Consider the following 24,992-nt stretch of genomic DNA (forward strand, 5'->3'; position numbering starts at 1 on the left):
GGCTAGCGCCGGTCGGTATCGCCGCGCGGCGGCGGCACGGGGCGCTTGCTTGAAATCACCCCGGTATTGACCCCGAACCAGCCCAGACCACCGAACAGCCGGGCGTATTCGATCTTCACGCAACGATCCATCACCACCTCAAGGCCCGCCGCTTCGGCGCGTGCCACGGCCTCGTGATTGATCACCCCGAGTTGCAGCCACAGACTGCGCGCGCCGATGGCGATCGCATCATCCACAATCGGCAGCAGTTCTTCGGGCTTGCGGAAGCAATCGACCATGTCCACCGGGCCCGGGATGTCCCGCAGGCTCGGATAGCAGGTCTGCCCCAGCACCGTGTCGTAGGCCGGGTTGACCGGAATGATGGTGTAGCCGCGCTGCTGCATGTATTGCGCGGCGAAAAAGCTGGGGCGATTCCATTTGGCCGACAAGCCGACCACCGCAATCGTCCGTGTTTGCGCCAACACGCGGCGCAGGCCATCGGCGTCATCGATCATAGTCACTCCTTGCATTGACCGCGGGGCGGCGAGGTACGGCATTCATCGACCAGTGAGCCTGCGCCCACGCCCAGATTTGCGCAAGCGGCGCGCCGCGCAAATCCACAGGTGGCGACTGCCCCAGGCACACCAGCGCATCGAACAGCACCTGTGTATCGGGCAACTCATCGACCGCCCGCGCGAGCGACTGCTTCGACAGCTTCTGCCCCGCGGCGTCCACCACCACCGGCAGATGCGCATAGCGTGGCGTCGGCAACGCCAGCGCCTGCTGGAGCGCAATCTGTCTTGCGGTAGAGGGCAGCAGATCGATGCCGCGCACCACCTCGGTCACGCCCGCCGCCGCATCATCGAGCACCACCGCCAGTTGGTAGGCAAACAGACCATCGGCGCGCAGCAGCACAAAATCACCCACATCGGCCAGCACGTCTTCGGCCATCGGCCCTTGCACGTCGTCATCAAAACGCACCACACCCGGCGATACGCGAAAACGCCACGCCCGCGCCGACTGCCCCGGCAGTAGACCCGCACGACAGGTGCCTGGGTAGCGGGCCGAGCCGTCTGCCGCGCGCGGCGCGTCGGCCAGCATCTTGCGCGTACAGGCACAGCCATACACCCGCCCCTGATCACGCAGCGACTGCAGCGCGTCGGCATACGCCTCGAGCCGCGCATGCTGCCACACGATGGGGCCGTCCCACTCGAAGCCCAAACGCGCGAGCGTGGCGATAATGCGCTCGGCCGCATCAGGCATCGAGCGCGGCGCATCCACATCCTCAATGCGCAACAACCAACGCCCCCCTGCCCCGCGCGCGGACAAATAACTGCCAACCGCGGCCACCACCGAACCAAAATGCAAGGGACCGCTCGGTGAGGGCGCAAACCGGCCGACCGGTAGCGGCGACGGGGGATTCATCATGGCCGACATCCTAAACCAAGGCAGCGGAGCGAGCACCTGACAAACAACCTATCACCTATGGTCAATACACAGACGAGCCCGATACGTCGATAATCAGCCGTTGCACTCCCTTTGGATTCGGGTGGTCTGCATGGAAGCATCACTTCGCCAGCACAGACACAAACATGCACGCGCACAGGATTTAGCGCGGCGCGCGCACGCCGAATCCCTGCGTCTGCTGGCGGTCAACGTCCGGGCCGGCATCCTCGCCCTGCTCGCCGGCACCTTTGGCACCCTGGTATGGCTGTGGCCCGCGACCGACCCCTTGCTGCTGCTCGCCTGGGGCGCTGCCATGATCATCGGCATCTTCACTTCGGCCCGCCTGGTTCGCGCCAGCGCCACCTGGCCTCAGCTTGGCGAATCGCTGCGCCGGCTCGAATGGTGTTTCGCGGCCAACGCCTTCTTCGTCGGCGCGTTGTGGGGCGCCCTCCCGCTACTCGGTAACGACACCCCCAATAGTGGCGCACAGACGCTGGTCATCATGCTGCTGGGCATCGTCGCGCTCGGCGGCACGGGCATCTGCGCCCCCAGCCGACTGGTCTTTTTCGCCTTCATCATTCCGGGAATCGGCCCGCTCATCGCCACACTGGCCGCCGACCCGCCCATGGCGCTGCCTCAAGCCGCCATCGCCACGGGCGTCTTCGCCGCGATGCTTGGCGCGCTCCACGAACTGTTCCACCTGACACTCACCTCGACCGTCGCGCAGCGACTCAGCAGCGACACCCTCGCCGAAGAGCAACGCGTCATTCTCGACAGCGCCAGCGAAGCCATCCTGTTCACCCGCGGCGAGCGCCTGATCAAATGCAATCGCCGCTTCGCCAACATGGTCGGGGAGTCCGAAGACCGGCTCAGTGGCCGCCCCTTGTGGCAATGGCTGGCCGACCCCGCGGAATGGCATCGCAACGCCGACCGGGCGCGCAATGCCCTGGCCAGTGGTCTCACCTTTCGCACAAAAATTCGCCTGCGCCGATCCAGCGGCGAATTGCTATGGGTCGAGTTTACTGCCGAGGCGGTCGACGCCGAACACCTCGACAAAGGCGTGGTCTGGCTTGGCCAGGATCTGACCTCGCGCTTGCGCTCCGAGGCCACACTCCACGAATCCGAAGCACGCTATCGCCAACTCATCACGCTCACCTCGGACTGGTACTGGGAGTGGGATGACAAGCTGCGCTTCACCCATGTCAGCGGCCCAGGCCTGGAGCGGGCCCAGCTAGGGCCCGCCGCTTACGGCCGGACCCTCGGCGCGCTGCATCATATTTCCGGCGTCAGCGCCGAGCGCTGGTCCGCGCTTCAGCAACAGATCGAGCGCCACGAACCGTTCCGCGACTTCATCTGGCATGGCAGCCAGGACGCACAAGACGTGCGCTGGTTCTCGATGAGTGGCAACCCCACCTTCGACACCCAGGGTAATTTCGCGGGCTACCACGGCATCGGCTCCGAAGTGACCGAACAGATGCGTGGCTCGGAGCAGTTCCGGCACCTGGCCTATCACGACACGCTCACCGGGCTACCCAACCGTCGGCTGCTCGACGATCGCCTGCACCTGGCCATCGCCCAGGCCTCACGCCGCGACCAGCGCCTGGCGGTGATGGTTATCGACCTCGACAACTTCAAGATCATCAACGACACCGCCGGCCACGCCATCGGCGATGTGGTGCTGGTGGCGGTCGCGCGACGGCTTCAGGGGGCCATTCGCGCCAGCGACACCGTCGCGCGGCTGGGCGGCGACGAATTCGTTGCCATCCTGCCCGACATCGAAGACGTCGCAGCCGCCCGCATGGTGGCCGAAAAAATCACCGAGGCGCTGGCACAACCGATTGAGGCCGGTGATCGGCAGTATCTGCTCGGCGGCAGCGTCGGGGTGGCCATCTACCCGGACGACGGCACCAATTCACGAATGCTGCTGGCGCGGGCCGACGGTGCCATGTATGAGGCCAAACGACAAGGCGGCAGTCGCCACGTGGTCCACAACGCGGCAGCACCCACACCGCGCACTGGCGCAAGTACCCGGCCCGCGGCACGTCCTGCCAGAACGGCAAACTAGGTGAAGGCCGGCACCGGCATCGGACCCCGAGCAGATAACAAAAAGCCCCGACGGTCGGGGCTTTTTATCGGGTAGCACCGGAACGGCGCGCTGAACATCAAACGTTGAACAGGAAATTCAGGACGTCGCCATCCTGCACCACGTAGTCCTTGCCTTCAGCGCGCATCTTGCCCGCCTCCTTGGCGCCCTGCTCGCCACCGCAGGCAATGAAATCTTCGTAGGCAATGGTCTGGGCGCGGATGAAGCCGCGCTCGAAGTCAGTGTGAATGACGCCGGCCGCCTGGGGCGCGGTATCGCCGACATGGATGGTCCATGCCCGCACTTCCTTCACTCCCGCAGTGAAGTAGGTCTGCAGACCAAGCAAGCGGTAGCCGGCGCGGATCAGCCGGTTCAGCCCCGGCTCTTCAAGGCCGAGGTCTTCCAGGAAGGCCAGGCGGTCTTCATCGTCCAGGTCGGCCAGTTCTTGCTCGATCTTGGCACAAACCGCCACCACCGGCGCGCCCTCGCCTTCGGCGAGTGCTTTCAGGCGATCAAGGTGCGGGTTGTTCTCAAAGCCATCTTCGAGCACGTTGGCGACATACATGGCCGGCTTGATCGTCAGCAGGCACAGCGGGCGAATCAGGTCGATCTCGTCGGCCGACAGCCCCATGGTGCGCACCGTGCGCCCCTCATTCAGGTGCGGCAGCAGACGCTCTAGCACTTCCACCAGCTTTTTGGCGTCCTTGTCGCCTGCGCGCGCTTTCTTGCTCTCGCGATGCAGCGCTTTTTCGACAGCCGACATGTCGGCCAGCGCCAACTCGGTGACGATGGTTTCCATGTCAGCGATCGGGTCCACCCGGCCGGACACGTGCACCACGTTCTCGTCATCGAAGCAGCGGACCACGTTCACAATGGCGTCGGTCTCGCGAATATTGGCCAGAAACTGGTTGCCCAGGCCTTCGCCCTTCGACGCACCCGCCACCAGCCCGGCGATATCCACAAACTCGACAATCGCCGGCTGCACGCGCTGCGGCTTGACGATGCCCGACAAGGCGTCCAGGCGCGGATCGGGCACTTCAACGATGCCGACGTTCGGCTCGATGGTGCAGAAGGGGTAGTTTTCCGCAGCGATGCCCGATTTGGTCAGCGCGTTGAAGAGGGTGGACTTGCCCACATTGGGCAGTCCGACAATGCCGCACTTCAAACTCATGGTGTCGCTTCCTTGCCGCGCGCGGGGCGCGCATTGATCTTCTGTGTGGCCACTTCAAAAGCGCCACGTGCAATATCCGGCCAGGCCGACAGCGCCCGCTCCATGGCGGTGTCGATGGCCTCGTGTTCTTCCTTGCGCGGGGGCTTCAGCACATAGCTGACCACGGCGTTGCGATCGCCCGGATGTCCGATCCCGAGGCGCAAACGCCAGAAATCCTGCGTCCCGCAATGGCTGGTGATGTCCTTGAGCCCGTTGTGCCCGCCCAGGCCACCGCCGAATTTGAGTCGTGCCTGTCCGGGGGGGATATCGAGTTCGTCGTGGATGACCAGAATCTCGTCCGGCGCAATCCGATAGAAACGGGCCACGGCCCCGACCGACTGACCGGATCGATTCATGAAGGTGTCGGGCATCAACAGCCACACCCCCTCCGGCCCTTTCCCCACCTGGCCATGAAACCGGCTTTCCCGCGTAAAGCGGACGCCCATCATATCGGCCAGGCGCTCACAAAACCAAAACCCGGCGTTGTGCCGGGTTTCGGTATATTCGGCCCCGGGATTCCCGAGGCCGACGATCAGGCGCGGAGGCTTTGAACTCATGCGTCAATCCAATCCTGTCACGCCCGAGGGCTTCACTCTTCGGCCGCGTCCCCGCCGCCAACCTCAGCTTCGCCGCCTTCCGCTTCTTCGGTGTCAGCTTCCTTGACCTGCGGCGACAGGATGGTGACAACGACCTGATCCGGGTGACCGTGATCGATCACCTCAACACCTTCGGGCAGCTTCAACTGAGCGATGGTGATCGAATCGCCGAGATTCATGCCGGTCAGGTCGACTTCGATGAACTCCGGCAGATTACGCGGCAGGGTGGACACTTCCACGTCGGTCAGGATGTGCGAGGCGATGCCGTTCTGGAGCTTCAGGCCCGGTGCAGCTTCTTCGTTGGTGAAGTGCAAAGGCACCTTCATGGTGATGGCCACGCCGGTCTTGATGCGCATGAAGTCCATGTGCAGCACGAGCTGCTTGTACGGGTGCCACTGGGCATCACGCAGCACTGCGCGCTCGACCGTGCCATCGACATCGATGCTCAGGATCGACGCGTGGAAGGCTTCTTTGTGCAGCAGGTGATACATCTGGTTGTGGTCCAGGGTGACGCTCACGGCGTCCTGATCCGCACCAAAAAGAATGGCCGGCACCTGACCAGCACGACGCAGGCGGCGGCTCGCACTCGATCCCTGCTCGACGCGCTTGGCGGCTTTGATAGTGATATCCATGACAACTCCACTTAAAGACAGGCCCATCCGCGACCAGACGGGCCAAAAAAACCTGACGACAACGCCGTCAGGGAAAAATCAATCCATAAACAAGGAGCTCACAGACTCCTCATTGCTGATACGCAGCATGGTATCGGCCAGCAGCGAGGCCACCGATACCTGACGAATGCGGCTACAGGCGCGCGCATCATCGCGCAGCGGGATGGTGTCGGTGACCACCAGTTCGTCGAGTTCGGAATCGTTGATCCGCGAAATCGCGGCACCCGACAGCACCGCGTGGGTACAGTAAGCCAGCACCCGCTTGGCGCCGTTTTCCTTGAGCGCACCAGCCGCCTTGCACAAGGTGCCGGCGGTATCGACGATGTCGTCCATGATCACGCAGGTGCGGTCCTTGACCTCACCGATGATGTTCATGACTTCCGACACGTTGGCTTTGGGACGGCGCTTGTCGATGATGGCCAGGTCGCATTCCATGCGCTTGGCAAATGCACGCGCGCGCACCACACCGCCCACATCAGGCGACACCACCATCAGGTCGGAATACTTTTGCTTGTCCAGGTCGGCCAGCAGCACCGGCGCCGCGTAGATGTTGTCCACCGCGATGTCGAAGAACCCCTGGATCTGGTCGGCGTGCAAGTCCATGGTCAGCAAGCGCTGCACACCGACGGCCTGCAGCATGTTGGCCACCACCTTGGCGGTGATGGGCACGCGGGCCGAACGGGGGCGGCGGTCCTGACGGGCATAGCCGAAATACGGGATGGCGGCGGTGATACGCCCCGCCGACGCGCGCTTGAGCGCATCGACCAGGATCACCATCTCCATCAGATTGTCGTTGGTCGGCACGCAAGTCGGCTGCAGGACGAACACGTCCTTGCCGCGCACGTTCTCCAACAGTTCGACATTGACCTCGCCATCGGAAAACCGGCCGACCGTCGCCGAGCCGAGCGCCATACCCAGCCGACGAACCACATCCGAGGCAAGTTTCGGGTTGGCGTTGCCGGTAAAGACCATCAGGCTGCCGTGAGCCATACTGCTTCTCCGATGACAATCAGATTCAGATCGTGGTCGCAAAAACACGTCGGGCAGGCATCATGCCTGCCCGACGTCAATGCTGGCTGGGGAGGAAGGATTCGAACCCTCGAATGCCGGAATCAAAATCCGGTGCCTTAACCAACTTGGCGACTCCCCAATTAATCGTTTCGCGCCGATCACACCGCCCAGTCGTACAGTGGGTGCCTTTGAAGGCTACTCACCGCCCACGCTTGCCACCGTTCGGGGCACTGCGCAACAACCTGTCGGGCCTGTGCTTCACTCTCCATGGAGGCAAAAACACAAGCGCCCGAACCGGTCATCCGCGCCGCTGCGTGGTGATTCAACCAGTCGATCGCATCAGCGACCTGCGGGTACCGATGACACACTACCGGCTGCAAATCATTGCGAGTGGTGTGTATCGCGAAGTCCGGCATTTTGATGATTTCCGTCGAACGCGTCAACTCCTTCGCGCAAAAGATTTCAGCGGTCGGCACCGACGCGCCCGGCGCGATCACCACATACCAGGACGGCGGCAAGCACATGGGCGTCAAAGTCTCGCCAACTCCTTCGGCAAACGCATCGCGCCCAAAGATGAAAAACGGCACATCGGCGCCCAGTTCAAGCCCCAGCGCTTGCAGCCGCGCGCGCGGCCAGTCAAGCCGCCACAACCGGTTGAGTGCCAACAAGGTGGTCGCGGCATCGGAACTGCCGCCGCCCAGCCCCCCGCCCATTGGCAACACTTTGTCGACATGGATCTCGACCCCGGCGGACACCTCCGCCGCCGCCTGCAGTCGCCGCGCCGCGCGCACCACCAGATCCTGCTCGGCTGGCACGCCGGGCACATCGGTCATTCGCAGAATCTGGCCATCGTCGCGACGACGAAACTGCAGCTGGTCGCCCCAATCGAGCAGACGAAAGGCCGTCTGCAGCAAATGGTAGCCATCGGGCCGGCGACCGACGACATGCAAAAACAGGTTGAGTTTGGCGGGCGCCAGCGCGCTCAGGGTGTCGCTCATTGCCACTGTTCGACCAGCAATTTCAAACTCACATCACCGCGGCTCACCTCCACCAGGCGCGGCGCGGCGTTGAAATTGTCACCGGCATAGGTGCGATAACGCACCTCCCAGCCCTGCTCGACAACCCGTTGCGGCCGCCCGAGCGGATCGCGCTCACGAACATCGTCCACCTGCGTGACGCCCGCCTGCAGCCAGCGTGGCAAAAGCGCCACCGGCACATCGGCGCCAAGCATGCGCGCGAGCAGTTCGTTCAGCGGGGCGACATGCCGACCGCCGTCCGCCATCTGCAGCACGGCCACGCCGCCCGAAGACTCAAGCTCGGCCACCATCTGCCCTAGCGGCGAAAAGAACTGCCAGTGGTCCTGCCCGGCGGCGTGTCGCCACGAGAAGCGGCCGTGCACGGCCTCTTCGCCACGCTGGGCGGCGAGGCGACCGGTCACATTGAAGCTTGCCAGCACGGGCCGCGACAACATGGATGCGGGCGTCGGCAAGGTCGGTTCTGTGATCGTGGCGCATCCGGCGATCATCAACGCCGCAATGCCCCCCAGGATGACGCGAATCACAAGCCAAATCGGCGCATGACCGCCTTAAGAGCGCTGCTATCAGGATGCTTGGCGGCCGCAGCCTGCCAGGTTTCGCGGGCCGTTTTCTGGTCACCAAGCGACCACAGCACTTCACCTAGATGCGCGGCAATTTCGGGGTCGGCCCGGAGCGTGTAGGCTTTTTCGAGAATCGACCGGGCGTCGGCCAGATGCCCCTGACGGAAGCGGACCCAGCCCAGGCTGTCCAGAATGAACGGATCCCCCGGCGACAGTTCAACCGCCTTGCGAATCAATTGCTCCGCCTCATCCAGCCGCAGACTGCGATCGGCGAGCGAGTACCCCAGCGCGTTGTAGGCATGTGCATAGTCGGGCTTGAGCGCGATCAGCTTGCGCAGGCGGCCCTCCATGGCTTCGATACGCCCGAGGCGCTCCAGCAGCATGGCCGACTCATAGAGCAGGTCGGCATTGTCAGGGGCGGCTTGCAGAGCGTCATCGGTCACCTGCAGCGCGGTATCCAGCTGGCCAGCGTCGCGCAGCATTTGCGCTTCAAGCAAAAGGTAGTTCAATCGCTCGTCGGGGTTGCTGCCGAGCGCCTGCAGCCGCGCCCGCGCCTCGTCCACGGCGCCGCCCTGCGACAACATGCGTGCAATCTGAAGTTGCGCGCGCTCCCGCCGCGGCGACTGCGCCACCGCGTCATAATGGGCCAGCGCGCCGGCCTGATCGCCGCGCGCTTCGAGTATCTGCCCCAGCGCCATCTGGATGGCGTCTTTGTCCGGGTAGCCGTCGCTTTGCAAGTGCTCGAGATGCTGCTCGGCCGCGGCCAGATCCTGCACTTCGAGGGCAATCATGGCCGCCGCATAGCGCGATGACTGATCGTCAGGCTCCTGCACCAGAACCGCCTCAAAAGCCTGCCGCGCCTGCACATAGTCTTTGACGCTGACCAGCGCCCGCCCGTAGGCGCGACGTGCGGTGAGGCTGTCGGGGTTCTGTTCGAGATAGGCCGCCAAGGTTTTGGCCGCGAGCGCCGGGTCGGTGCCATGCTGGATCTGCGCCTTGAGCAACAGCGGCTGATCCCACGCTGGCCGCAGGCGAATCGCCTCATCGAGCGCCGCCAGGCTGGCCGCCTCATCGCGCGCGGCAAAGGCCGAGTGCGCACGGGCGAAATGGGCTTCGGCGTAATCCAGGTAGGGCTCGGTGACGCGCTCGACAATCTGACGCACCGCGGTCTTGTCCGGCATGCGAGACAGCACACGATTCAGGCTGAGCAAGTCGCCCGGCAAGCGCGCGCCGGAAGTGGCCAGCGCCTCGGCCAGGCGCATGGCAATTTGTTCATTCGAGACGTTGCCGCCCCCCATGGTGCCGGCCAGCACCCGCTTGGCATCGGTCGAATCGGGGTCAAGCTCTACCCACACGGCGGCGGCCTGCTGCGCCGCGTCGAGACGGCGCGCATAGAGCGCCACCTCGGTCGCGCGCTGCGCCACACGCACATCTCGCGTGAGCTGCACCAGTTCCAGATAGACCGGAACTGCCACATCGACGCGGCCGCGGGCGCCCGCGATCTCGGCCAGCAGGACGCCATACAAGACCTGGGGCAACAGGACTTGGCCAGGCATCCCCACCTGCGGCAACACGTCCGCGGCCACGGGCTCAGGCAGCGGCTCGGTCGCAGCGGCCTGCGCCGACACCACACTGGGCGCAAAGCCGGCCGCCATGAGCATGGCGAGGCGAAGCAGGGGCCGACGAAGCGTCGAGGTCAAAGACATGGTGGATCCTGAAAATCAATGAATGAAGCGCATTGCCGCCTAAAAGGCTGCGCACTCCGGGTTGGAGCGCATTTTTTACGGCTGGTTCGCGGGATGTTAGCAGCTTCGGGCGTCTGGGCAAGCCGCGGCGAGCGCCTACAATGCGATATCGCAATCAGGACACGACCATGCCGGAACTCCCCGAAGTCGAAACCACCCGACGCGGCCTGGCGCCGCATCTGGTCGGCCATGCCGTTCGCCGCGTCACGGTGCGATGCCCGACGCTGCGCCGCCCCGTCCCGCCGACGCTCGCCGGCCAGCTGACCGGGCAAACGCTACGCGACATCACGCGGCGCGCGAAGTACCTCCTGTTCGGCTTCGACACGGGCGTGCTCCTCGCGCACCTCGGCATGTCTGGCAGCCTGCGGCTGGTCGCGCCCAGCGCGGCGCCGGAAAAGCACGACCATATCGACCTGGATTTTGGCCATCTGTGCCTGCGCTACCGCGATCCGCGGCGGTTCGGCATGCTGCTGTGGCTGGACGACACCGCCGCCGACAACCCGTTGCGCCACCTGGGCATCGAACCGCTGGACGACATCTTTGACGGCACCTGGCTGCATCACGCAACGCGCAAACGCACAACACCCATCAAAACCTGGCTGATGGACAATCACAACGTGGTCGGCATCGGCAACATCTACGCCGCCGAGAGCCTGTTTCGCGCCGGCATCCATCCGCTCACCCCCGCCGCGCGCCTCGGGCCGACGCGCTGCGCCCGACTTGCGCAGTGTGTTCGCGACACGCTCACCGCAGCCATCGCCGCCGGCGGCAGCAGCCTGCGCGACTTCGTCGGTGGCGACGGCAAGCCCGGCTACTTTCAGCAGCAATATTTTGTCTACAGCCGCGACGGCGAGCCCTGCCGCCGCTGTGGAAAGCCGATCATCAAAATCACCCAGGCACAGCGCTCGACCTTCTTCTGCGCCCACTGCCAGCGGCGCTGACGACCGTTCGTCGCACGCCGGCGACCACCCACACACCACGCTCAATTCGGGTTTGGCCTGCGCTTGGCCGGGCGCTATGCTAATAGCTTGCAATAGGCTCGGCCAATGTGCCGATTCCGGCGAGACAGACAGGGCCCCACATGGCACTTATCGATCAGTTTTCTCAATACAGCCGGTGGCGCACGGACGCCGCGCGCACGGTCGGACAACTTCGCCACTGGCTCAGCCAGAACGAAATCGGCGACGCGCAGGGTGACCTGCGGCTGCAATACGTGCTCGACCGCCTGGGCGAAGACAAACTTACCGTCGCCTTTGTGGCGGAGTTCTCGCGCGGCAAGTCCGAGCTGATCAACGCCCTGTTTTTTTCCGACTACGGCGACCGGGTCCTGCCCTCCAGCGCCGGGCGCACCACCATGTGCCCGACCGAGTTGCAGTGGTCAGAAGGCGACACGCCGCAGATCCGCCTGCTCCCCATCGAGTCCCGCCGTGAGCACACCACGGTCGGCGAACTCAAGCGCTTCCCCGACATGTGGACGCAGTACCCGCTCGACACCAGTTCCGCTCACGCCCTCCAGGCGGCCATGGCGCGCGTTGGAGAAACCCGTCTGGTCAGCCCCGAAGACGCCGAGGCCCTGGGCTTTGCCATCGACCCACAAGGCGAGGCCGGCTTGCAGCCGGACGACACCGGGCAGGTCGAAATTCCGTCCTGGCGCCACGCCATCATCCACTTCCGTCACCCGCTGCTCGAGCAGGGCCTGGTCATTCTCGATACCCCGGGCCTGAATGCGATCGGCGCCGAACCCGAACTCACGCTGTCGTTATTGCCCAATGCGCACGCCGTACTGTTCATCCTGGCCGCCGATACGGGCGTCACCCAGAGCGACTTGTCCGTCTGGCGCGAGTATGTCAACGCAGGGCAACGTCGCGACGGCCGACTGGTCGTCCTCAACAAGATCGACAGCCTGTGGGACGGCCTGCGTGACGAAGCGCGCATCAAGGCCGAGCTCGACCGTCAGGTCCAGGCCGTGGCGCGCAACCTGTCACTCAAGCCCGAACACATCTTCCCCATGTCGGCGCAAAAAGCGCTGCTGGCGCGCATCCAGGGCGACAAGGCGCTGCTTGAGCGCAGTCAGGTCGCAAAACTCGAAGACGCGCTGACCGACCAACTCCTGCCGGCCAAGCAGCAAATCGTCCGCAACGCCACGCTCGCCGAAACCGACGACCTGGTCTCGCACGCCGACAGCCTGATGGCCTCACGGCTGACCGGCGTGCGCGAACAACTCAACGAACTGACCGAACTGCGCGGCAAGAACCAGAGCGTCATCGAATACATGATGCGCAAGATCCGCTCCGAAAAAGCCGAGTTCGAAGACGGCCTGAAAAAGTACTACGCCGTGCGTAGCGTGTTCACCAACCTCACCAACAACCTGCTCGGCCACCTGGGCCTCGACGCCTTGCGCGACGAAACCCGCCGGACCCGCGAAGCCATGCTCGATTCGAGCTTCTCGCGCGGACTACGCGACGCGATGGTCGACTTCTTCAAGCATCTGCGCAGCAACCTGCGCAAGTCCTCAGATGAAGTCGAAGAAATCTCCGGCATGCTCAACGCGATGTACAAGCGCTTCTCGGTCGAGCACGGGCTCAAGCTCGCGCCGCCGTCGGCCTTCTCGACCTCGCGCTACGAGCGGGAAATCGACCGACTCGAACAAGCCTTCAACCATCAACTCAACACGCCGCTGACGCTGCTCACCACCGAAAAACACACGCTGACGCAGAAGTTTTTCGAAACCATCGCCGTTCAGGCGAGGCGCACCTTTGAGCTGGCCAACCGCGATGTCGAACACTGGCTGCGCGCCGTCATGTCGCCGCTCGAAACCCAGGTGCGCGAATACCAGTTGCAGCTCAAGCGCCGCCTCGAGAGCGTCAAGCGCATTCACCAGGCCACCGACACGCTCGAAGACCGCATTGTCGAACTGCAGCAACACGAAGACGTGCTTATCAAGCTGCGCACCGACCTGGATGCCGTCGCCTCTGACGTGCGAAAGGCGCTGGGCGGCGGCGCACCAGCGCAAGACACCAACGCCAAAGCGGCTTGACCACAGCGCGGCGTGAACGGAAAAAAGCGAGGCGGCGCGCCTCGCTTTTTTTTTGACCGGACGCGCCGGCCCGATCAGCTCTTGCTGGTGAGCTTGACGAATTTTTCCATCAGCTGATCGTGGGTCTCCGGACGGTCCGGATCCAGCGGGATACAGTCGACCGGACACACCTGCTGGCACTGCGGCTCATCGAAGTGGCCCACGCACTCGGTGCACTTATCGGGGTCGATCTCATAGATCTCGTCCCCTTGGTAAATCGCGTTGTTCGGGCACTCCGGCTCACACACGTCGCAGTTGATGCATTCGTCGGTAATAATCAGGGCCATGACTCAATCCTCTCCTTATGGCTTCCGTTCAAGCTTCAACCGAAGCTGTTCCAAGACGCTTGGTTGAACAAACTGACTGACATCGCCCCCAAGGCGCGCAATCTCGCGCACCATGGTGGCGGAAATAAACATGTGCTCTTCATCCGGTGTCATGAACACGGTTTCGACATCCGGAAAGAGCTTGCGGTTCATGCCCGCCATCTGAAATTCGTACTCGAAGTCCGAGACCGCCCGCAGGCCGCGAAGAATAACGCGTGCGTCACGTGCCCGCACGAAATCCATCAACAAACCATCAAAACCAACGACCTCGACATTGTCGTAGCGACCCAGCACGTCTTGAGCGAGCCCGACCCGCTCTTCGAGCGAAAAGATCGGCCCCTTTCCCGCGCTGGCGGCCACTGCCACCACCACCTTGCGAAACAACAGCGACGCACGTCGAACCAGATCTTCATGCCCGCGCGTGAGCGGATCGAAGGTCCCCGGGTAGATCACCGTCCCATCTATCATTCCGCTCGTCTCCGCATCAACTGGTAGCACACTTGCCCGACCTTTCCTGATCGTTCGACATCGCAATCGGCCAGCGACTCAACCGGCGTCTCTGCCTCGACATAAATCCAGCCATCCGGTCGCAGCAGATGGGAAATCATCGGCTCGACGCGCGTCAGCCAACCCTTGTGATAGGGCGGATCCAGAAACACCAGATCGTAGGCTTGACGTACGGACGCCGCAAATTTTACCGCATCGCCGCGAAACACACCTACTTGCGTTGCGTTCAGCGCCTTCACATGCTGCTGCAATACCGCAAAAGCGCGCGGATCAAGCTCTACCAGATCCACCTGCGCGGCCCCGCGGGATGCCGCTTCCAGCCCCATGGCACCGGTGCCGGCAAACAGATCGAGGCAGCGCCAGCCGGTCAGATCCTGGCCCAGCCAGTTGAACACGGTTTCGCGCACGCGGTCGGGTGTCGGCCGCAGGCCAGGTACCTGCGCAACCGACAGCTGACGCGAGCGCCACTGCCCACCGACAATGCGCAGGCGGCTCACCGGGCAGGTGCAGCGCCGGATGCCGCCGCGGTGGTATCGCCCTCGCCGCCAACGATCACGGTCACCAGATGCTCAGGCAGCACACGCCGCTGGAAGGCATCGCGCACTTGCTCGACGGTCAGCTCCGACACCGCACGCGGGTACTGCACCAGCCAATCGGCCGGCAAACCGTAAAAACCGATCACGCCGACATAGCCGAGCAGCTTGGCGTTGGAATCCAGACGCAGGCCAAAACCATTGACGATATTGCCTTTGGCCGCGTCCAGCTCTTCTTGGGTCGGGCCCTCGGCGATGAACTGCTGCAGGGTATCGCGCACCACGGCAATCGCATCGTCGGCCTGCTGACCGCGGGTTTGCAGACCGATCCGAAACGGCCCGGCCACGCGCTGCGGCTCGAAATAGCTGTACACGCTGTAGGCATACCCGCGTTTTTCACGGACCTCTTTCATCAGTCGGGACACAAATCCGCCGCCACCGAGCACATAGTTGCCAGCGACCAGCGCGTAGTAATCCGGGTCGTCCCGGGTCAAGCCCGGCATGCCGATCAACACATGGGACTGTGCGGCCGGATGCGCCACCCGAACCACCGCGCGCTCGCGCAGCGGGGGCGCCGGCAAGGCCGCCGGCGCTTCGCCCTTGGCGAGCCCCTCGGTCAGCCGCACCGCAATCGCCTCGGCCTCGGCGCGGCTCAGATCGCCCACAATGCTCACATGCGCCGCAGCGGCCGTGTAGTGCTGGCGATGAAACGCCACCACATCGTCTCGGGTCAGGCCGTTCAGACTGGCTTCGCTGGTGGCGCGACCATAGGGGTGGTCGCCATACACCGCCACGCCAAACGCACGCTCCACCAGATAGCCCGGCTGCGTCTGCGCCTCTTTCAGCCCGGCAATGGCCCGTGCCCGCTCACGCTCAAACACGGCCTGCGGGTAGGCCGGCTGCTGGATCACCTCGGCCAGCAGATCGATCGCGGCCACGCGCTCGGTCGCGTTTGACAAGGTCCGCAGTGTCACGCTGGCGCGATCGGTCTCGGCGCCTGCGCCAAAGCGCGCACCCAGATCCGCGAAGCGATCGGCCAACGCATTCTCATCGCGCTGCCGGGTGCCCGCGTCAAGCAGGCTGGCAGCGAGTCCGGCCAGACCGCTCTTGTCGGCCGGGGCGTAAGCGCTGCCGGCGGCAAAGTCGACCTGGATGTCGACAATCGGCAGCGCATGGGTTTCGACAAACGCCACCCGAGCGCCGGTCGACGCCACCCATTGCTGAATATCGACGCCGGCAAAGGCCACGCTCGTGGAGAGCGCCAGGCAGGCGGAAAATAAAATACGAGTCATCGCGCGCATGTTCAGGGCCCTCAATGACGCGTCTTGACGGAGGGGCGTCGCGCCATCTCCGCCGCAATCGGCAAGGGCTCGAGCGCCACCACCGTCATCTGATCTTTCGGGAAATACTTTTGGGCGACCGACTTCACATCCTCGGCGCTGACCTTGCGAATGCCTTCAAGCAAGGTCGCCTCGTCCTTCCATGACAAGCCGACCGCCGCCAGGCCGCCAATCTCCATCGCCTGCCCCATCAAGGAGTCGCGCTGATACACCCGGCTCGCTACCGCCTGCGTCTTGACGCGAGCCAGCTCGTGCTCGGCCACGCCTTCGGTCTGAATCCGCGTCAGCTCGCCGATCAGCGCCGCTTCGACCTCGGCCAGCGTCTTGCCCGGCGCCGGCGCACCGTCCAGATAGAACAGGGAGGGGCCGCGCGCAATGCCGTCGTAGCCCGCGCCGGCCGTTTGAGCGACCTGTTTGTCGCGCACCAACGTGCGAGACAGACGCGCCCCATCGTAGCCATCGAGCACCGCAGCGAGCACCTGCAGGGCGTACACGTCGGCATCCTTGGCCGGATCACGCAATGTCGGCGTCGGCCAGGCGATCGCCACATAGGGCAACTCGGCCGGCGCGCGCACCACACTTCGCCGAACACCGCGCTGCGGCGGCTCTTCGACCACCGGACGCGAGGGCAACTGCGCCGCCGGCACCTGACCATAGGTACTGGCCGCCTGACGGAAGACGACCTCGTGATCGACATCGCCGACCACGACCAGGGTCGCGTTGTTGGGGGCATACCAGTCGCGATACCAGCGACGCGCATCCTCCGGCGTCATCCGGTCGAGGTCAGTCATCCAGCCGATCACCGGCCGCTGATACGGGTGCGCGTGAAACGCCGTGGCCATCAATTCCTCATAGACCAGCGCACGCGCCTTGTCCTCGGTGCGCAGCCGGCGCTCTTCCTTGACGACCTCAATCTCTTTGGCAAAGGCCTCATCGGTGAGCTGAAGCTTGTGCATGCGATCGGCCTCAAGCGTCATCATCCGCTCGAGCTGATCCGCCGGCACCTGCTGAAAATAAGCGGTGTAGTCGTAGCTGGTAAAGGCATTGTCACGCCCGCCCACGCCGGCGACGATCTTGTTGAATTCGCCTGGCCCGACAGTGTCCGTGCCCTTGAACATCATATGCTCCAGCACATGCGCCACGCCGGAGCTACCCGCCACCTCGTCCATCGCACCGGCGTCGTACCACACCATATGCACCACGGAGGGGGCGCGCCGATCTTCCTTGACGACCACCCGCATGCCGTTGTCCAGCCGGGTTTCGAAGGGATTGGCCTGGGCCACGGGCGCGCTGAAGGCAGCCATCAGCGCCAAGGCGCCGACCGCCGGCCAGGGCCGCCCACCACGACGGGCCGCGATTGTCTCGTCACGCCCAAAGGCCGTGCGATCACACCACCGTTTCCACAATCTCATGCACGCATCCTGCATCTGATAAAATTCGGCCTTCGCCCGGTTTCGGACCGGCGGGCCATCTTAGCCGCTCGCAGCTTGCGCTGCCAGCAGCCCCGGCAAACAACTTCTGTGACCTGAACCGCCATGTTTGGTTTCTTCAAAAAATCGCCCGCCAAAAACGACGCCCCCTCGGATACCCCGGTAAATGCCGATGCGGTCGTCGATAATGACGTCCCAACCGAAATCGGGCCCGAGCCTGTCGCGCCCCCGCCAGCGGCGCCCGAGGCCATCGTGGCGGCCCAATCGGCGCCCGCCCAGCGCCCGACAAAAAGCTCCTGGAGCGATCGCCTCAAGGCCGGCCTGGCGCGCACGCGCAAGCAACTGGGCGGTGGTCTGGCGCACATGTTCGGCCTGCGCAAGATTGACGAGGCGCTGCTCGAAGACATCGAAAGCACGCTGTTGATGGCCGATTGCGGCATCGAGGCCACCACGCACCTGATCGACGCCCTGCGCAAACGCTGGAAGCGCGACAAACTTGAAACCGCCGATCAACTCCAGGCCGTGCTGGTCGACGAACTGACCACCCTGCTCACCCCCCTCGAAGCCCCGCTGACCGCCGACACGCACACGCCGTTCATCATCATGGTGGCCGGCGTCAATGGCTCGGGCAAAACCACCTCCATCGGCAAGCTGGCCCACTGGTATCAAAGCCAGGGCAAAAAGGTGTTGCTCGCTGCGGGCGACACCTTCCGGGCCGCCGCGCGCGAACAACTCATCACCTGGGGCGAGCGCAACGGGGTCGACGTGATCGCGCAGCAAAGCGGCGACGCGGCGGCCGTGATGTTCGACGCAGTTAACGCGGCGCGCGCACGTGGCGCCAACGTGCTGCTAGCCGACACCGCCGGCCGCCTGCCGACGCAAATGCATCTGATGGAAGAGATCGCCAAGGTTCGCCGCGTCATCGCCAAGGCCGATGGCACCGCGCCACACGAAGTGCTGCTGGTGCTCGATGCCAACATCGGGCAGAACGCGCTGGCGCAGGTCAAGGCTTTCGACGCCGCGGTGGGTGTTACCGGCCTGGTCATCACCAAGCTCGACGGCACCGCCAAGGGCGGCATTCTGGCCGCCATCGCGCGCCAGTGTCCGAAACCCCTGCGCTTCATCGGCGTCGGCGAAGGCATCGACGATCTGCGCCCCTTCAAGGCGCGCGAGTTTGTCGATGCGCTGTTTGCCAAATCTGAATCCACCAAGCCCCGCGCCGAATGATCGTCTTTGAGCAGGTATCCAAGCGCTACCCGGGCGGGCACGAGGCGCTGTCTGAGGTCAGCTTTGAGTTGCGCCACGGCGAACTCGTGGTGCTGTCTGGCCACTCGGGCGCCGGCAAGAGCACGCTGCTCAAGATGATCCCGGTGCTCGAGCGCCCCACTTCAGGTCGCGTGCTGATCAACAACCAGGACGTCAGCCATCTGCCGCGCGCTGGCATTCCGTATCTGCGCCGCAGCCTGGGCCTGATGCTGCAAGACAACCGCCTGCTTTACGACCGCAACGTGTTCGACAACATCGTGCTGCCACTGGTCATCGGCGGCATGGCGCCCAAAGACGCGGCACGCCGGGTGCATGCCGCCCTCGACCGCGTCGGCTTGGGCGGTCGCGACCAGGAAATGCCGATCGGCCTCTCCGGCGGCGAGCAGCAGCGCGTCGCCATCGCCCGGGCCATCGTCAAACGGCCGTCCATCCTGATCGCCGACGAGCCCACCGCTCACCTCGACGCGGCCTATGCGCACGAGATCGCCGAGTTGTTCCAGTCCTTCAAATCGGTGGGCGTCACCGTCATTGTGTGTACCCATGACCCGGCCCTGTTTGCCGAGACCCGCCCGCGCCGTCTGGTGCTGCGCCAGGGACACCTGATCGAGGGGGCCGAATGATGGGCGCCTGGTCATACCAACACCGCAAAGCCATCGCCCACGCCATCGGGCGCCTGCTGTATCAGCCGCTGGGCACGCTGCTGTCGGCACTGGTGGTCGGCATCGCGCTGGCATTGCCGGCGGGTGGCTTCCTGCTGGTCGACAATGTCGCCTCGCTGGCGCGTGGCGTCACCGGCAGCCCGGAGATCAGCCTGTACCTGTCGCTCGACGCCACCGACGCCGACGTCACCGAGGTGGAGTCGCGCCTGCGCAAGCAAGACAATCTGTCGGGCGTGCAGTTCGTCCCGCGCGATGTCGCGCTCAAGCAACTCGCCGATAACGGCCTGGCCGATGTGCTCGACGGTCTGGAGCGCAATCCGCTCCCGCATGCGTTCATCGTCACGCCGCGCCAGGAAGACCCGGCGCTGTTCGAACAACTCCACCAAACCTTCGCCGCATGGCCCAAGGTCGATCACGTCCAGCTCGACGCGGCCTGGGTGCAGCGCATGCACAGCCTGCTGTCACTGGTCGAGCTCGGCGTCAGCTTGCTGGCGGTGTTGCTCGGCGCAGCGCTGGTGATCATCACCTTCAATACCATCCGCCTTCAGATTCTCACCCAGCGGGCCGAGATCGATGTCACCCGCCTGCTCGGCGCCACCGACGCCTTCATCCGCCGCCCGTTCTACTGGCTGGGATGCCTGCAAGGCCTGCTTGGCGGCCTGGTGGCCTGGACCATCGTCACGGCCAGCATCTCGCTGCTGCGTGGCTCGGTCGAATCGCTGGCGCAAGCCTACGGCGCCGTATTTGCGCTCAACGGCCCAAACCCAACCCAAGTTACCGGCCTGCTTGTGGTTGCCATCGCACTCGGCTGGCTAGGCACCGCACTGTCCGTGCGACGCCACTTACGCGAGAGCGAATAGCCCCGGCAACGACACACTTGGCGAGCCTCAAGCGCACCATTCAGGGGCACCGCATGCGATCATGTGACCCCAACGCCCACACTCGCCATGTCAACACTTCTCAGCACCTACTCATCCCCGGCGGGCCGCCACGACGAACTGCTGGATGCCAGCGGCAATGTTCGCCTTCAGTGGCGGCCACTGGTTGCGCGGCTGGACGCACTTGGCCTGGACGGGGTCAGCGCCCGCGCCCAGCTCGTATCGGACTCCATCTTCGCCGACGGAATTTCGTACAACGTTCATGCCAAAGACCATGAAGCGCCACATGCATGGGAACTCGATCCGCTCCCCCTGGTCATCGCGCCCGATGAATGGAAATACCTCGCCTCGGCCGTTGCGCAGCGTGCATCGGTGCTCAACGCCATGCTCGGCGACCTCTACGGTCCGCAGCATCTCCTCGCCGAAGGCCTGCTGCCCTCCGCGCTCGTTTTCGGCCAACCCAGTTTCAAATGGCCCTGTGTCGGCATCCGCCCGCCCGGTAACGTCTTCCTGAACACCTATGCGGTTGACGTCGCCCGTGGCCCCGACGGCAAGTGGTGGGCGATTGCGGATCACACGCAAAGCCCGGCAGGCGCGGGATACAGCCTCCAGAACCGGATCATCCTGTCCAAGACCTTTCCGGACGCGTTTCGCCAACTGCAAGTTCAGCCGCTGGCAGATTTTTTCCGCACGCTTCTCGACGGGTTCTCGCGTCTGGCGCCAACCGACGGCGAACCGCCGCTCATCGTGCTGCTCACCCCGGGACCGGGCTACGAGAGCTATTTCGAACACGCCTTCCTGGCCCGTTATCTGGGCTATCCGCTGGTAGAAGGTCGCGATCTCACCGTGCGCGACAACACCGTCTACCTCAAAACGCTTCGCGGCTTGCGCCGGGTTCACGGCATCTTTCGGCGACTCCAGAGTGATCTGTGCGATCCGCTTGAATTGCGCGCCGATTCGGCGGTAGGGGTGCCGGGCTTACTCGCCGCGGCGCGCGCCGGGCGCGTCCTGATCAGCAATGCCCTGGGTAGTGGCGTCCTCGAATCCGGCGCGATCTTCGGGTTTTTGCCAGGCATTACCGAACGTCTGCTGGGCAAACCGCTGGCCATGCCGTCCGTCGCCAGCTGGTGGTGCGGCGAAGCCGCCGCGCTGGATCACGCCATCGAACACCTCGACGACCTGGTCATCAAACCCGCATTTTCCGATATGGGCCAGCCCGCCGTATTCGGCCACAACCTCAAAGGCGCCGAGCGCGACGAAATGATCGCCAAGCTTCGCGCGCAACCCCACGCCTACGTTGCACAAGAATGGATTCCGATGTCACAGGCGCCCATATGGGGGGGCGATGGACTCCAGGCGCGTACGGTCGGCCTGCGCCTGTTTGCCGTCGCGACCGGCAATGGCTACACCGTCATGCCTGGCGCGCTCGGGCGGGTGGCCGCCAGCCCCCATCAGGAAGTCCTTTCCATGCCACGCGGCGGGATCTCCAAGGACGTCTGGGTTCGTGCCAGCGGCCCGGTTCGACGCGTCAGCCTGCTAAAGCGGCGGCTTGGCGTGATCGACCTGGTCTGTGGCGGATCGGACGTGCCATCACGCGTTGGCGACAACCTGTTCTGGCTGGGTCGCTACACCGAGCGCAGCGAAGCCACGGCTCGCCTGCTTCGCGCCACGCTCAGTCGACTATCGACGGGCGACAACGACGACGAGTCGTGCCTGCCTGACCTGCTCGCCGCCTGCCATCACATGGATATTCTTGCGCAAGCGCCAGAGCCTGACGCAACCGATGACGCAATCGAAAAAGTCGTTATTGCAGCGGTATGCGACCCCTTGCAGATCGGCTCCCTGGCCAACATGTCTCAGCAACTCGTCTATAGCGCAGGCCAGGTACGAGAGCGCATGTCCTCCGACAACTGGCATGCGCTGAACCGGATGTCCCGTCTGTTCGAGCAACCCTTCCAGTCCGTCGGTCAAGCGCTTGCCGCCGTTGACCGCACCATGCTCGACTGCATTTCTCTGGCTGGCTTTGCCCTCGACGACATGACGCGCGACGAAGGCTGGCGCTTCCTTATTCTCGGCCGTCGCATCGAGCGACTCTACCGGCTCGCAGCCCTGATTGACGTCGCCCTGAGTTTCGAAGATGACGCCCGCGAACGCAGCCTTGAGTGGCTGCTGGAAACCACCAACGCCATCGTCACCTACCGTGCCCGTTACCGACGATCGCCAGAAGTGCTGCCTGTTCTGCACCTTCTCATTTTTGACGACACGAACCCACACGCGGTGATATTTCAAATCAATCAACTCGATGTCGAACTCGACCGCATCAGTCGTGACGTCGGCCACGCCCGCGTCGACGCACTCAGCGTCATGCGCGCAGCGCTGCACCAATTTGATCTCACCCGCTTTGAAGCCGAGGACACGCGTGACGCCTGCCAGGCACTCGCGGCGGTGCTTGCAAAGATTGCTGACGACACCTCGGACCTATCCGAAAACCTGCACGAGCGCTATTTCACCCATACCGCGCCAGACGTCCGGAAACACTGAGCATGAGCGCCGTCCGATATCATCTGCTGCACGACACCATCTATCGCTACACCCATCCGGTCAGCGAGTCGCGCCAGATGATCCGCCTGTCGCCCCGCGCCCTCGAAGGCCAGCGCTGCCTCTCGCACCGACTTCTGATCAATCCCGAGCCTTCCCGGGCTGAAGACTGGATCGACAGCTTCGGCAATCGCGTTCGCACCATCGACCTCGAAAGCAGCCACGAACACCTACTCATCCGTGCCGAGTCCTGGGTCGAACTCACGCCACCTGAAAACATCGCATTTGACGAAAGCCCCCCATGGGAGCAGGTTCGGGACACCTTGGCCTATCGAGCAGGACGCCCACTCACGCCCGAAATCCTGGAGGCCAGTCCGTTCTGCTTCGAGTCACCCAACATCAGGCTAAAACGGGAGTTCGCCGCATACGCACTTGAGATTTTTACCCCAGGGCGGCCGCTACTGGCCGGCGTCAAACACCTGATGGCACGGATTTTCAGCGAATTCACCTTCGATCCCGAAGCCACGGACGTCGCCACCCCAGTTACCGAAGTATTCGCAAAACGGCGCGGCGTCTGCCAAGACCTCAGTCATGTCATGATCTCTTGCCTACGCTCGATCGGCCTTGCTTCCCGATACGTCAGCGGCTACCTGCTGACATTGCCGCCCCCAGGGAAGCCGCGACTCATCGGCGCAGACGCCACCCACGCCTGGGTCTCTGTCTTCTGCCCCGGCATAGGCTGGTTCGACTTCGACCCCACCAACAACACAACACCGCAGCTCGAACACATTACCGTCGGCTGGGGCCGAGATTTCGCCGACGTTTCTCCCGTCCGGGGCGTCATCCTCGGCGCGGGCAGCCACACCCTCGACATTTCCGTTACCGTCGTCCCGGAAGCCGAATTTTCACTGATCTACGAGAACGGCACATCCTTCGATCGCGCGCTGCATCGGCATCTGAGCGAGTGAAGGACGGATTTGAGTAAGCGCCCGGCAAACCCACCTGGACTCAGCACGCGGCCATCCGCCATGCAGGTGCCTGCCAGCGATGCGGCAGCAATTCCCCGATCCGGCTATAAGGCTGCGCAGGTAGTCACTCGAGCACATCCTTCAGATAGGCAAAGGGCTCGTGGCCGTTGAGCCGCGCAGACGGGATCAGACTCATGATGGCGGCCGCGCGTTGCCCCGCGCGCAGGCTGCCGGCAAATAGCCAGTTCTTGCGCCCGAGCGCGATCGGCCGGATCTGGTTCTCGATCCAGTTGTTGTCGATGTGACCTGCTCCCCGACAGCCGTACCACCTGATTGGCAGTGGGGTCCGTCACGACGGAGAATGACGGGCATGAGAAAGAGTCGATTTACCGAACAACAGATCATCGGGTTCCTGAAGCAAGCCGAAGCCGGCATGCCGATCGCGGAGTTGTGCCGCCAGGGCGGGTTCAGCGATGCGACGTTCTACAAATGGCGCGCCAAGTACGGCGGCATGGACGCCGAGGAGGCGCGCCGGCTCAAAGATCTAGAGAGCGAGAACGCCAAGCTCAAGAAACTGCTGGCTGAGGCGCACCTGGATATCGAGGCGCTCAAGGTTGCTTTCCGGGTAAAGCGCTAGCCCCACAAGACAAACGAGGCGCGATCACGACGATGCTGGCCCAGTGCCGGATTTCGGAACGACGTGCCTGTGCTCTTATGGGGCTGTCACGCGATGCGTGGCGACATCCGCCATGCGTTGATGAGCAAACGAAGAATCTGATCGCACGTATCCGCGAGGTGGCGCATCAACGGCGCCGCTTCGGCTATCGACGCATCCACGACATGCTGCGCAGCGACTTTCCCGGCACCAATCACAAGAAGGTGTATCGGCTCTATCGAGAGCAGAACCTGTCCGTTCGCAAACGCAGCAAGAAGCGCCTGCGCAGCGAGCGCCGGCCCCTGCAGGTAGCGACAAGACTCAACGAGGTATGGCGCATGGACTTCGTCAGTGACGCGCTCGCCAGCGGTCGCCGGCTCAAATGCCTGACCGTGGCCGACGACTTCAGCCACGAGTGCATCGACATCGCCGTCGCCCATGCCATGCCGGGCAGCCATGTGATCCAGGTGCTCGAGCA

The 24,992-nt window shown here is 64.0% G+C and carries 22 protein-coding genes, 1 tRNA gene and 2 pseudogenes; 9 read left to right on the top strand and 16 right to left on the bottom strand.

Annotation, left to right across the window (positions count from 1 at the left end; translation table 11 throughout):
- Positions 1-2: 2 nt before the first annotated feature.
- Together FHP89_RS20620 and gluQRS are read right to left on the bottom strand one after the other, a co-directional pair.
- Complete coding sequence (locus FHP89_RS20620) at positions 3-509, bottom strand: CoA-binding protein (RefSeq protein ID WP_391526010.1); 507 nt, start codon at positions 507-509, stop codon at positions 3-5.
- Positions 484-1,407: a tRNA glutamyl-Q(34) synthetase GluQRS gene (gluQRS, locus tag FHP89_RS20625; protein ID WP_144177779.1), complete on the bottom strand. Its 924-nt coding sequence runs from the start codon at positions 1,405-1,407 to the stop codon at positions 484-486. The genes FHP89_RS20620 and gluQRS overlap by 26 nt, the downstream gene beginning before the upstream one ends.
- 130 nt (positions 1,408-1,537) lie before the next feature.
- Here gluQRS and FHP89_RS20630 point away from each other — a divergent pair, with 130 nt between their 5' ends.
- Complete coding sequence (locus tag FHP89_RS20630) at positions 1,538-3,490, top strand: sensor domain-containing diguanylate cyclase (RefSeq protein WP_144177781.1); 1,953 nt, start codon at positions 1,538-1,540, stop codon at positions 3,488-3,490.
- A 97-nt stretch (positions 3,491-3,587) separates the two neighbouring features.
- Here FHP89_RS20630 and ychF read toward each other — a convergent pair whose 3' ends face one another.
- From ychF to FHP89_RS20670, 8 genes are all read right to left on the bottom strand, one after another.
- Positions 3,588-4,679: a redox-regulated ATPase YchF gene (gene ychF, locus FHP89_RS20635; RefSeq protein ID WP_144177783.1), complete on the bottom strand. Its 1,092-nt coding sequence runs from the start codon at positions 4,677-4,679 to the stop codon at positions 3,588-3,590.
- On the bottom strand, positions 4,676-5,275 hold the full coding sequence (gene pth / locus FHP89_RS20640; RefSeq protein ID WP_144177784.1) for an aminoacyl-tRNA hydrolase: 600 nt from the start codon (positions 5,273-5,275) through the stop codon (positions 4,676-4,678). Before pth ends, ychF begins: the two co-directional genes overlap by 4 nt.
- Positions 5,276-5,307: 32 nt before the next feature.
- On the bottom strand, positions 5,308-5,946 hold the full coding sequence (locus FHP89_RS20645) for a 50S ribosomal protein L25/general stress protein Ctc (RefSeq protein ID WP_144177786.1): 639 nt from the start codon (positions 5,944-5,946) through the stop codon (positions 5,308-5,310).
- A gap of 78 nt (positions 5,947-6,024) precedes the next feature.
- Complete coding sequence (locus tag FHP89_RS20650; protein ID WP_144177788.1) at positions 6,025-6,975, bottom strand: ribose-phosphate pyrophosphokinase; 951 nt, start codon at positions 6,973-6,975, stop codon at positions 6,025-6,027.
- A gap of 83 nt (positions 6,976-7,058) precedes the next feature.
- Positions 7,059-7,135: transfer RNA gene (locus FHP89_RS20655), tRNA-Gln, on the bottom strand.
- Between the two features lie 19 nt (positions 7,136-7,154).
- Positions 7,155-7,994: a 4-(cytidine 5'-diphospho)-2-C-methyl-D-erythritol kinase gene (gene ispE / locus FHP89_RS20660; RefSeq protein WP_144177790.1), complete on the bottom strand. Its 840-nt coding sequence runs from the start codon at positions 7,992-7,994 to the stop codon at positions 7,155-7,157.
- A complete protein-coding gene (locus FHP89_RS20665) occupies positions 7,991-8,467 on the bottom strand; it encodes an outer membrane lipoprotein LolB (protein WP_186300300.1) in 477 nt (158 codons plus the stop codon). Before FHP89_RS20665 ends, ispE begins: the two co-directional genes overlap by 4 nt.
- A gap of 86 nt (positions 8,468-8,553) precedes the next feature.
- Positions 8,554-10,299, bottom strand: a complete 1,746-nt coding sequence (locus tag FHP89_RS20670; RefSeq protein WP_144177804.1) for a tetratricopeptide repeat protein — start codon at positions 10,297-10,299, stop codon at positions 8,554-8,556.
- 167 nt (positions 10,300-10,466) lie between these two features.
- Here FHP89_RS20670 and mutM point away from each other — a divergent pair, with 167 nt between their 5' ends.
- Complete coding sequence (gene mutM, locus FHP89_RS20675) at positions 10,467-11,279, top strand: bifunctional DNA-formamidopyrimidine glycosylase/DNA-(apurinic or apyrimidinic site) lyase (protein WP_144177806.1); 813 nt, start codon at positions 10,467-10,469, stop codon at positions 11,277-11,279.
- A gap of 140 nt (positions 11,280-11,419) precedes the next feature.
- The gene (locus FHP89_RS20680) at positions 11,420-13,375 is read left to right on the top strand and encodes a dynamin family protein (RefSeq protein ID WP_144177808.1); all 1,956 of its coding nucleotides are present in this window, start codon (positions 11,420-11,422) and stop codon (positions 13,373-13,375) included.
- A gap of 74 nt (positions 13,376-13,449) precedes the next feature.
- Here FHP89_RS20680 and FHP89_RS20685 read toward each other — a convergent pair whose 3' ends face one another.
- Genes FHP89_RS20685 through FHP89_RS20705 form a run of 5 tightly spaced genes read right to left on the bottom strand, consistent with a single transcriptional unit; the run spans position 13,450 to position 17,424 of the window.
- The gene (locus FHP89_RS20685; protein ID WP_144177810.1) at positions 13,450-13,701 is read right to left on the bottom strand and encodes a YfhL family 4Fe-4S dicluster ferredoxin; all 252 of its coding nucleotides are present in this window, start codon (positions 13,699-13,701) and stop codon (positions 13,450-13,452) included.
- Positions 13,702-13,716: 15 nt separating this feature from the next.
- Positions 13,717-14,208, bottom strand: a complete 492-nt coding sequence (gene coaD, locus FHP89_RS20690; protein WP_144177812.1) for a pantetheine-phosphate adenylyltransferase — start codon at positions 14,206-14,208, stop codon at positions 13,717-13,719.
- Complete coding sequence (gene rsmD, locus FHP89_RS20695) at positions 14,205-14,744, bottom strand: 16S rRNA (guanine(966)-N(2))-methyltransferase RsmD (protein WP_144177814.1); 540 nt, start codon at positions 14,742-14,744, stop codon at positions 14,205-14,207. Before rsmD ends, coaD begins: the two co-directional genes overlap by 4 nt.
- Positions 14,741-16,072: a M16 family metallopeptidase gene (locus tag FHP89_RS20700; RefSeq protein WP_260851697.1), complete on the bottom strand. Its 1,332-nt coding sequence runs from the start codon at positions 16,070-16,072 to the stop codon at positions 14,741-14,743. The genes rsmD and FHP89_RS20700 overlap by 4 nt, the downstream gene beginning before the upstream one ends.
- Positions 16,073-16,092: 20 nt before the next feature.
- Positions 16,093-17,424 (bottom strand): M16 family metallopeptidase, encoded by a 1,332-nt coding sequence (locus FHP89_RS20705; RefSeq protein WP_144177844.1) that lies wholly within the window; start codon positions 17,422-17,424, stop codon positions 16,093-16,095.
- Positions 17,425-17,655: 231 nt separating this feature from the next.
- Here FHP89_RS20705 and ftsY point away from each other — a divergent pair, with 231 nt between their 5' ends.
- From ftsY to FHP89_RS20730, 5 genes are all read left to right on the top strand, one after another.
- Entirely contained in the window at positions 17,656-18,777 is a 1,122-nt protein-coding gene (ftsY, locus tag FHP89_RS20710) for a signal recognition particle-docking protein FtsY (protein ID WP_144177830.1), read from the top strand.
- Positions 18,774-19,436, top strand: a complete 663-nt coding sequence (locus tag FHP89_RS20715; RefSeq protein ID WP_144177834.1) for a cell division ATP-binding protein FtsE — start codon at positions 18,774-18,776, stop codon at positions 19,434-19,436. The genes ftsY and FHP89_RS20715 overlap by 4 nt, the downstream gene beginning before the upstream one ends.
- A complete protein-coding gene (ftsX, locus tag FHP89_RS20720; protein ID WP_144177846.1) occupies positions 19,436-20,335 on the top strand; it encodes a permease-like cell division protein FtsX in 900 nt (299 codons plus the stop codon). The genes FHP89_RS20715 and ftsX overlap by 1 nt, the downstream gene beginning before the upstream one ends.
- Before the next feature lie 87 nt (positions 20,336-20,422).
- Positions 20,423-22,894 (top strand): circularly permuted type 2 ATP-grasp protein, encoded by a 2,472-nt coding sequence (locus FHP89_RS20725; protein WP_144177836.1) that lies wholly within the window; start codon positions 20,423-20,425, stop codon positions 22,892-22,894.
- 2 nt (positions 22,895-22,896) lie between these two features.
- Positions 22,897-23,859, top strand: a complete 963-nt coding sequence (locus tag FHP89_RS20730; protein WP_186300302.1) for a transglutaminase family protein — start codon at positions 22,897-22,899, stop codon at positions 23,857-23,859.
- A 40-nt stretch (positions 23,860-23,899) separates the two neighbouring features.
- Here the strand turns inward: FHP89_RS20730 and FHP89_RS21395 are convergent.
- Positions 23,900-24,172: pseudogene (locus FHP89_RS21395) on the bottom strand (transposase domain-containing protein); the annotation flags it as partial.
- 57 nt (positions 24,173-24,229) lie between these two features.
- Between FHP89_RS21395 and FHP89_RS21285 the strand changes: the two are divergent.
- Positions 24,230-24,992: pseudogene (locus FHP89_RS21285) on the top strand (IS3 family transposase); the annotation flags it as partial.

This window comes from Denitromonas ohlonensis, from assembly GCF_007625205.1.
In the GTDB taxonomy this organism is placed as follows: domain Bacteria; phylum Pseudomonadota; class Gammaproteobacteria; order Burkholderiales; family Rhodocyclaceae; genus Nitrogeniibacter; species Nitrogeniibacter ohlonensis.

Coding starts and splice junctions, on each gene's coding strand:
- FHP89_RS20645 (WP_144177786.1), bottom strand. CDS start 5,946: ATGGATATCACTATCAAAGCCGCCAAGCGCGTCGAGCAGGGATCGAGT.
- FHP89_RS20630 (WP_144177781.1), top strand. CDS start 1,538: ATGGAAGCATCACTTCGCCAGCACAGACACAAACATGCACGCGCACAG.
- coaD (WP_144177812.1), bottom strand. CDS start 14,208: ATGATAGATGGGACGGTGATCTACCCGGGGACCTTCGATCCGCTCACG.
- ftsY (WP_144177830.1), top strand. CDS start 17,656: ATGTTTGGTTTCTTCAAAAAATCGCCCGCCAAAAACGACGCCCCCTCG.
- FHP89_RS20680 (WP_144177808.1), top strand. CDS start 11,420: ATGGCACTTATCGATCAGTTTTCTCAATACAGCCGGTGGCGCACGGAC.
- FHP89_RS20620 (WP_391526010.1), bottom strand. CDS start 509: ATGCAAGGAGTGACTATGATCGATGACGCCGATGGCCTGCGCCGCGTG.
- FHP89_RS20725 (WP_144177836.1), top strand. CDS start 20,423: ATGTCAACACTTCTCAGCACCTACTCATCCCCGGCGGGCCGCCACGAC.
- FHP89_RS20730 (WP_186300302.1), top strand. CDS start 22,897: ATGAGCGCCGTCCGATATCATCTGCTGCACGACACCATCTATCGCTAC.
- ftsX (WP_144177846.1), top strand. CDS start 19,436: ATGGGCGCCTGGTCATACCAACACCGCAAAGCCATCGCCCACGCCATC.
- FHP89_RS20650 (WP_144177788.1), bottom strand. CDS start 6,975: ATGGCTCACGGCAGCCTGATGGTCTTTACCGGCAACGCCAACCCGAAA.
- FHP89_RS20700 (WP_260851697.1), bottom strand. CDS start 16,072: ATGACTCGTATTTTATTTTCCGCCTGCCTGGCGCTCTCCACGAGCGTG.
- FHP89_RS20685 (WP_144177810.1), bottom strand. CDS start 13,701: ATGGCCCTGATTATTACCGACGAATGCATCAACTGCGACGTGTGTGAG.
- FHP89_RS20665 (WP_186300300.1), bottom strand. CDS start 8,467: ATGTTGTCGCGGCCCGTGCTGGCAAGCTTCAATGTGACCGGTCGCCTC.
- FHP89_RS20715 (WP_144177834.1), top strand. CDS start 18,774: ATGATCGTCTTTGAGCAGGTATCCAAGCGCTACCCGGGCGGGCACGAG.
- pth (WP_144177784.1), bottom strand. CDS start 5,275: ATGAGTTCAAAGCCTCCGCGCCTGATCGTCGGCCTCGGGAATCCCGGG.
- mutM (WP_144177806.1), top strand. CDS start 10,467: ATGCCGGAACTCCCCGAAGTCGAAACCACCCGACGCGGCCTGGCGCCG.
- ispE (WP_144177790.1), bottom strand. CDS start 7,994: ATGAGCGACACCCTGAGCGCGCTGGCGCCCGCCAAACTCAACCTGTTT.
- ychF (WP_144177783.1), bottom strand. CDS start 4,679: ATGAGTTTGAAGTGCGGCATTGTCGGACTGCCCAATGTGGGCAAGTCC.
- FHP89_RS20670 (WP_144177804.1), bottom strand. CDS start 10,299: ATGTCTTTGACCTCGACGCTTCGTCGGCCCCTGCTTCGCCTCGCCATG.
- gluQRS (WP_144177779.1), bottom strand. CDS start 1,407: ATGATGAATCCCCCGTCGCCGCTACCGGTCGGCCGGTTTGCGCCCTCA.
- FHP89_RS20705 (WP_144177844.1), bottom strand. CDS start 17,424: ATGGCTGCCTTCAGCGCGCCCGTGGCCCAGGCCAATCCCTTCGAAACC.